Annotated in this window: 6 protein-coding genes; all 6 read left to right on the forward strand. The window is 54.5% G+C overall.

Going from position 1 to position 7533, the window contains the following annotated elements; genetic code table 11:
• The first annotated feature begins 244 nt into the window (after positions 1-244).
• The gene (locus Q0721_RS05385) at positions 245-4180 is read left to right on the forward strand and encodes a DNA-directed RNA polymerase subunit beta (protein ID WP_299026506.1); all 3936 of its coding nucleotides are present in this window, start codon (positions 245-247) and stop codon (positions 4178-4180) included.
• Positions 4167-4337, forward strand: a complete 171-nt coding sequence (locus Q0721_RS05390) for a hypothetical protein (protein ID WP_299026508.1) — start codon at positions 4167-4169, stop codon at positions 4335-4337. Before Q0721_RS05385 ends, Q0721_RS05390 begins: the two co-directional genes overlap by 14 nt.
• A complete protein-coding gene (gene rpsL / locus Q0721_RS05395) occupies positions 4324-4752 on the forward strand; it encodes a 30S ribosomal protein S12 (RefSeq protein WP_299026510.1) in 429 nt (142 codons plus the stop codon). The genes Q0721_RS05390 and rpsL overlap by 14 nt, the downstream gene beginning before the upstream one ends.
• A gap of 29 nt (positions 4753-4781) precedes the next feature.
• Positions 4782-5249, forward strand: a complete 468-nt coding sequence (gene rpsG, locus Q0721_RS05400; RefSeq protein WP_054520520.1) for a 30S ribosomal protein S7 — start codon at positions 4782-4784, stop codon at positions 5247-5249.
• 36 nt (positions 5250-5285) lie between these two features.
• Positions 5286-7358 carry an elongation factor G gene (gene fusA / locus Q0721_RS05405; RefSeq protein WP_299026513.1) on the forward strand — a complete coding sequence of 691 codons (2073 nt, stop codon included), beginning with the start codon at positions 5286-5288 and terminating at the stop codon, positions 7356-7358.
• Positions 7359-7394: 36 nt separating this feature from the next.
• Positions 7395-7533: GTP-binding protein (locus Q0721_RS05410; protein ID WP_299026515.1), on the forward strand; the 139-nt coding region annotated here is incomplete at its 3' end.

Here is a 7533-nt window from a genome sequence, read left to right on the forward strand (position 1 = left end):
TTCATAGGGTCGCTCTGAAGAAGATAGCGGTAACGAGTACAGGTGGCGCAGAAGGTCGGCCTTGCCGTCAATCCAAGAGTGCGTTATACTATCCCCTCGCGAGGGGAAAAAATAGATTTTTACAGCGCTAAAATTAAGCACGGTTTCCTTGACGATATTAATCATTGCGGCTTATAATAAACCTTTGCGTATTCCGCTTTCACGGCAAACGGTTTGGTCAGGTATTTAAGGTCAGGAGTGAGTGATGCTTTCGATTCCAACGGTAAAATCTTACGCCCGCATCCCGGTTGTCTTTGATTTGCCCAACCTGATTGAGGTGCAGATTGAATCCTTCAAGCGCCTTAAGAGCGAAGGGTTGGCCGAGCTGTTTGATGAAATCACCCCTATTGAGTCCTATAACAAGGGGATGAAGCTCTACTTCCCCAGCCGTACTCCCGAGGCACAGCAATGGGGGTTGAAGTACTGGTTCGGCGAGCCCAAGCATAGTATCGAGGAATGCGTCGAGCGTGATTTGACCTATGCGCGTCCGCTCTATGTCTCGGTGTTGTTGGCGGGCCCGGATGTGCCCGAGCCCATCAAACAAGATATCTTCTTGGGGGATTTCCCCGAGATGACCGAGAAAGGCACTTTCATTATCAATGGTACCGAGCGGGTAGTGGTTTCCCAATTGATTCGCTCTCCGGGTGTATATTTTGAGGCGCCGGTCGACCGCGCTACGGGGCATCGCATGGCGATGGCCAAATTGATCCCGGACCGCGGTGCCTGGATGGAATTTGAAACCCGCAAGAACGACTATATTATTCTCAAATTTAATCGCAAGCGCACGGTTCCAATCACTATATTTTTGCGCGCGTTGGCAGCGGTTAATGATGGCCTACCCGATTCACCAATCAAGGAAGGCACCGACGAAGAACTAATTGCGCTCTTCCGCGATGTAGATAATAACCCAGATCGCCTTTTTATCGCTTCTTCGTTTCATCAAGAACCGCAGTGGGATCTTTCCGGGGGGTTGACCATTGCCGAGGCGGCATTGATCGAGTTCTTCAAGCGCATGCGGCCGGGCGATCCGGCAACGCTGGAAAATGCACGTCAGTTCCTGGAGGAGCAACTCTTTGATCAGCGCCACTACGACTTGGAGCGGGTAGGGCGTTACAAACTTAACCAGAAGCTGGATCTAATGGAGCACGTCCCGATTGCACACCGCACGGTGACGCGTTGGGACATTGTGGCGATTGTTCGCCGCATGATTCTGATCAACAACGAACGTGAAGACAAGGATGACATTGACCATCTGGGCAACCGCCGTGTCAAGACGGTGGGCGAGTTGATCCAAAATAAGTTGCGCATCGGCTTGCGCCGGATGGAGCGCGTGATCAAAGAGCGCATGTCCATCCGCGACCAAGATCAACTCTCTCCGGTCAGCCTGGTCAATATTCGTCCGGTCGTGGCGGCTCTACGCGAATTCTTTGGCTCTAGCCAGCTCTCGCAGTTTATGGATCAGACCAACCCGCTGGCTGAACTACGCCACAAACGCACGCTCTCGGCCCTTGGGCCGGGTGGGTTGCGACGCGAGCGCGCGGGTTTTGATGTGCGCGATGTGCATCACTCCCACTACGGACGCATTTGCCCAATTGAGACCCCTGAGGGGCCTAACATTGGGCTGATTGGGCGGTTGGCAACTTATGCACGGGTTAACGAATACGGTTTTATTGAGACGCCATACCGGCGTGTGATCAAGGTCATGTCCACAGACGATCCTAACCTAGTGGGGCGGGCAGTCAATGAAACGTTGACAGATCCGGAAACCGGCGAAGTTTTCCTCAAGCCAGGCGAGCGCATTCAGCCCGAACATTTACCGTTGATCAAGAAACTGGACCGGCGCACAATCTTTGTTGTGCCGTTTGTGTCTAACGAGGTGGAATATCTCTCGGCGGATGCGGAGGACAAGTTTGTCATTGCACAGGCTAACACTCCGCTGAACGAGTACAACGAGTTTGCCTCTAACCGGGTTACCTGCCGTTTCCACTCCGACTTCCGTGTTGTATCTCCAGATAGTGTGAACTTCATGGATGTGGCCCCGCACCAAGTGGTGGGTATTAGTGCCTCGCTTATTCCCTTCCTCGAGCATGATGATGCCAACCGTGCGTTGATGGGTTCGAACATGCAGGCACAGGCAGTGCCGTTGGTGCGCCCGGACGTGCCCATCGTTTCGACTGGCATGGAAGCCCATGCGGCAATTGACTCCGGCCAGGTACTGATCGCTGAAGAAGATGGGGAGGTGGTTTCGGTCACCGGGCGCGAGATTGTGGTGCGCGGTGTCAATGGGCTGCGTCGTTACGGACTCAAGAAGTACCAGCGCTCTAACCAATCCACTTGCATTGACCAGCGCCCGGCAGTTTTCAAGGGTCAGCGTGTGCGTAAAGGGGATGTGTTGGCCGATTCGTCTTCGACGGTCAACGGTAATTTGGCATTAGGCCAAAACGTGGTGGTGGCCTTCCTGTCTTGGGAAGGGGGTAATTTTGAGGATGCGATCCTCATTTCCGAGCGTCTGGTGCGAGATGATTATTACACCTCAGTGCACATTGAGCAGTATGAGGTGGAAGCTCGTGATACCAAACTGGGCCCGGAGGAAATCACCCGCGATATTCCGAACGTAGGTGAAGATGCAATTAAGGATCTGGACGAGCGTGGCATCATTCGCATTGGCGCAGAGGTAGGGCCCAACGACATCCTAGTAGGTAAGATTACACCCAAGGGTGAGAAAGAGCTAACCCCCGAAGAGCGCTTACTGCGCGCCATCTTTGGTGAGAAATCCCGCGATGTGAAGGACACTTCGCTCCGCATGCCCCATGGCGAGCGTGGTAAGGTGGTAGATGTGAAGGTCTTCACCCGTGAGGATAACAGTGACTTACCGGCGGGCGTCGACATGATGGTGCGCGTCTTTGTAGCCCAGCGGCGCAAAATCACTGCGGGGGATAAAATGGCAGGCCGCCATGGGAACAAAGGTGTGGTCTCGCGTGTGGTCCCCATTGAGGACATGCCGTTCCTGGAAGACGGGACGCCAGTAGATATCATCCTCAATCCGTTGGGGGTACCTGGGCGTATGAACATTGGGCAAGTTCTGGAGACTCACCTGGGCTGGGCGGCGCATCGCTTGGGCTTCCGCGCTATTACCCCGGTCTTTGACGGAGCCTCGGAGCGCGAGATCGAGGCCGAACTGGCGCGGGCGTGGCTAATGGACGAGGCCTGGAAAGATGCCATGCGGGCTGCCTGGAACTGGATTAAAGAGCAACCCGATTATGACCCTGAATACTTCCGCGACGACGATGAAGTGCGGCTGGTCTATTTGGAGCAGTGGCTGGCGGATAAAGGCTATGATGTTTCTCGTTTGGTTTACGATTATAACTATGCCCGCTATGCCAACCTGGAAGCTTGGCTGCGTGAACAAGGCTATGACCCGAATGATCTCATGGTCTACGAGAGTGTGATTGCTAATGACAAGCGTCAGCCGGAAAAAGATCAGCGCGCCATTGAGGTTTGTCTGCGTCTATGGCTGGCTCGCCAGGGTGAGGATGTATCCCAGGTGACGGATGAACGGATTCGCGAGATTGCAGAGGACTATATGGCGCGCACAGGTCTGCCAATGCCTATCATCGGTAAACAGATCCTGCGCGATGGCAAGACTGGGATGCCCTACGATCAGCCGGTGACGGTGGGCGTGATGAGCGTGATGAAGTTGCACCACCTGGTAGAGGACAAAGTTCACGCACGCTCAACAGGACCGTACTCGCTGGTTACCCAGCAGCCTCTGGGTGGTAAAGCCCAGTTTGGCGGTCAGCGTTTCGGAGAAATGGAAGTTTGGGCGTTGGAGGCGTATGGTGCGGCCTACACCCTGCAGGAGATGTTGACAGTCAAGTCTGATGACGTGCAGGGGCGTGTAGCGACCTATGAGGCCATCGTCAAGGGTGAGCCCATTGAGGAACCTGGTTTACCAGCCTCGTTCCGAGTATTGGTCAAGGAGTTGCAGAGCCTGGGACTGGCGGTAGAAGCCTATATGGACAATGGCGAGGTCATCCGCTTTGGAAAAGATGAGGAGCGTGTGCGGCCGCCGCGCCTGGAGACTGGTCTGTTGGGTTTAGGTGAAGAGCTGGAGGAAACCTCTCAACTTGACGGTTCATAACCCCCATGATATAATCAGCCGCCGTGCCTATGCCCACTGCAGTATCGTGGACACGGGCGAAGGCGAGGCCATCGGCCTGCTAGCGATGGCCTCGGTTGTTGAGATGAGCATTCAAAGTACTACGATTTTTTGGAGGCGAGGACGTGCCAACGATTAATCAACTTGTTCGTAAAGGACGCCAGGTCAAAAAGGAAAAGAGTAAAGCGCCGGCCTTGCAATATATTCTAAACACGATGCGCCAGCGGCGTATTCGCATTGATAAGGGCGCACCTCAGAAGCGCGGGGTGTGTACGGTGGTGCGCACCATGACCCCTAAAAAGCCAAACTCGGCGCTGCGCAAGATCGCCCGTGTGCGTTTGACTAACGGTATCGAGGTGACAGCCTACATTCCAGGTGAAGGGCACCAGTTGCAGGAGCACTCGGTAGTGCTGGTGCGCGGTGGCCGTGTGAAAGACTTGCCAGGTGTGCGCTACCACATTGTGCGAGGCACTCTGGATGCCACCGGTGTAGCCAAGCGGATGCAGGGGCGTTCGAAATACGGCACGAAGAAGCCCAAAGAAACGAAGAAATAGTCAGGTCCTAAGGACGGAGAGGATAAAGCATGCGGCGCGGAAAACCTGAACGACGCGAATTACCTCCAGACGTGCGCTATGGTAACGTCTTGGTGCAAAAGTTTATCAACCACGTGATGCGACGAGGTAAGAAAAGCCTGGCGATGCGGATCGTTTATGACTCTTTTGAGGTGATCCGTGAGAAGACCGGGCGCAATCCTGTGGAAGTCTTTGAGCAGGCTATTCGCAATGTGGGTCCCATTATGGAAGTGCGCCCGCGGCGTGTGGGTGGTGCTACCTATCAGGTGCCCATGGAGGTTCCGGACTATCGCCGCACGACGCTGGCTATGCGGTGGATTTTGGAAGCCGCCAAGGCGCGAGCGGGTAAGTCCATGGTGGAGAAACTTTCGGCGGAGTTGCTGGACGCTGCCAGTGGTCAGGGCGCGGCCATTCGTAAGCGCGATGAAACCCACAAGATGGCCGAGGCCAACCGCGCTTTCTCCCACTACCGCGTTTAGGCGAACGGGCGAAAGGGTGATTAGAGGTAGTCGGTTATGCCACGTAACTTTCCGTTGGAGAAGTGTCGTAATATCGGGATCATTGCCCACATTGATGCGGGCAAGACCACCACAACAGAGCGCATCCTGTTCTACACTGGGCGTACCTACCGCCTGGGGTCGGTGGATGAGGGAACAACTGTCACCGACTGGATGGAGCAGGAGCGCGAGCGTGGCATAACGATCGTTTCAGCAGCGGTTACCGCAGAGTGGAAGGGCTACCAAATTAACTTAATTGATACGCCAGGCCACATTGACTTTACCGCCGAAGTGCAGCGTTCGTTGCGCGTGCTGGATGGCGGGATAGTGGTCTTTGATGCTGTTCAGGGTGTGGAGCCGCAGAGTGAAACGGTTTGGCGCCAGGCAGATCGTTACAATGTGCCGCGGATTTGCTTTGCTAACAAAATGGATCGAGTGGGGGCCTCTTTTGAGCGCACCATCGAATCCATCCGCCAGCGCCTGGGCGCCAATCCGATTCCCATGCAGTTACCCATTGGCAGTGAAGCGGCCTTCCGAGGGGTCATTGACCTGCTCACCATGCAGGCTATTTATTGGGAAGATGAATTGGGGCGTGAGCCAGTTTACGCGCCCATTCCGGAGGATATGCGCGCACAGGCCGAAGAATGGCGTGCGGCTATCGTTGAGCGCATCGCCGAGTTTGAGGATGAGCTGATCATCAAGTACTTGGATGGGGAAGAGATTAGTGTTGAGGAGCTCAAGCGCGCATTGCGTAAGGCGGTCATTGCCAACAAAGCAACCCCGATTTTCTGTGGTTCGGCGTTGCGCAATCGAGGTATTCAGCCGTTATTGGATGCGGTTATTGATTATTTACCCTCCCCTGTAGATATTCCCCCAGTAAAGGGTACCGACCCTGATAACCCCGAAGTCATTATTGAGCGTCATCCATCGGACGATGAACCGATGTGTGCCTTGGTATTCAAGATTGTCGCCGATCCCTATGTGGGACGGCTGGCCTATTTCCGAGTTTATTCTGGCAAGGTCACTCAAGGGGAAATGGTGCTCAATTCCTCGCGACGGCGCAAGGAGCGCATTGGACGTATTGTGCGCATGTATGCTGACCGGCGTGAGGATGTGAGCGAGATTTGTGCGGGAGATATTGGTGCAGTATTAGGCTTAAAAGATACTTTCACGGGTGACACATTATGTGATCCCAAGCATCCCATTCTCCTTGAGAGTATTACCTTCCCTGAACCGGTGATTTCGGTGGCTGTTGAGCCGAAAACAACGGCTGATCAAGATCGTATGGCGGAAGCGTTGCGCCGCTTGGCTGAGGAGGATCCCACCTTCAAGGTCCGTTTTGATGAGAATACCGGCCAGACGATCATCTCGGGCATGGGGGAACTTCACTTAGATATCATCGTGGATCGCATGATGCGCGAATTTCGAGTTCAAGCGAATGTGGGACGTCCACGCGTTTCCTACCGCGAGACAATTAGCCGTCCGGTACCTGAAGTCAATTATCGCTATGTCAAGCAAACCGGCGGACGTGGGCAATACGGACATGTCATTATCTCCCTTGAGCCCCTGGAGCGGGGGAACGGAATTAAATTTATAGACAAAACGGTGGGGGGCGTCATCCCCAGGGAGTACATCCCGGCAATTGAGAAGGGCATCCTGGAGGCTGCTGAAGCGGGGGTGCTGGCGGGGTACCCAGTTACAGATGTTCAGGTCACCCTGCTGGGTGGTTCATATCACGAGGTGGACTCCAGCGATATGGCATTCAAGGTTGCGGCCTCATTTGCCTTCAAAGAAGGTGTACAGCGAGGAATGCCGGTGCTTCTTGAGCCCATCATGAAAGTGGAGGTGTTGGTACCGGAGGTCAATCTTGGGGATGTTTTAGGCCAATTGAATGCTCGGCGCGCGGAGATCCAGGGAATGGAACCGCGCCCGGGTGGGATGCAGGCCATTCGGGCTTTGGTGCCCCTGGCAGAAATGTTTGGGTACGCAACCGAACTGCGCTCGGCAACGCAAGGGCGTGGCATTTATACGATGGAATTCGATCACTATGCCCCGGTGCCCGAGTCGGTTCGCGTCAAAATCCTTGGATAAATCTAAACTGCCATTTGATCAGGAGGAATGTGATACATGGCTAAGCAAAAGTTTGAGCGGACGAAGCCGCACATGAATGTAGGGACGATGGGTCACATTGACCATGGGAAGACGACCCTGACGGCGGCGATCACGAAGTACTGCAACTTATTAGGGCGTGCGGAATACAAGGCGT

Source organism: uncultured Thermanaerothrix sp. (genome assembly GCF_938028735.1).
Taxonomy (GTDB): domain Bacteria; phylum Chloroflexota; class Anaerolineae; order Anaerolineales; family Anaerolineaceae; genus Thermanaerothrix.

What these genes read in the sequence shown, in the direction of transcription:
- Q0721_RS05385 (WP_299026506.1), top strand. Translation starts at nt 245, where the DNA reads ATGCTTTCGATTCCAACGGTAAAATCTTACGCCCGCATCCCGGTTGTC.
- rpsG (WP_054520520.1), top strand. Translation starts at nt 4,782, where the DNA reads ATGCGGCGCGGAAAACCTGAACGACGCGAATTACCTCCAGACGTGCGC.
- fusA (WP_299026513.1), top strand. Translation starts at nt 5,286, where the DNA reads ATGCCACGTAACTTTCCGTTGGAGAAGTGTCGTAATATCGGGATCATT.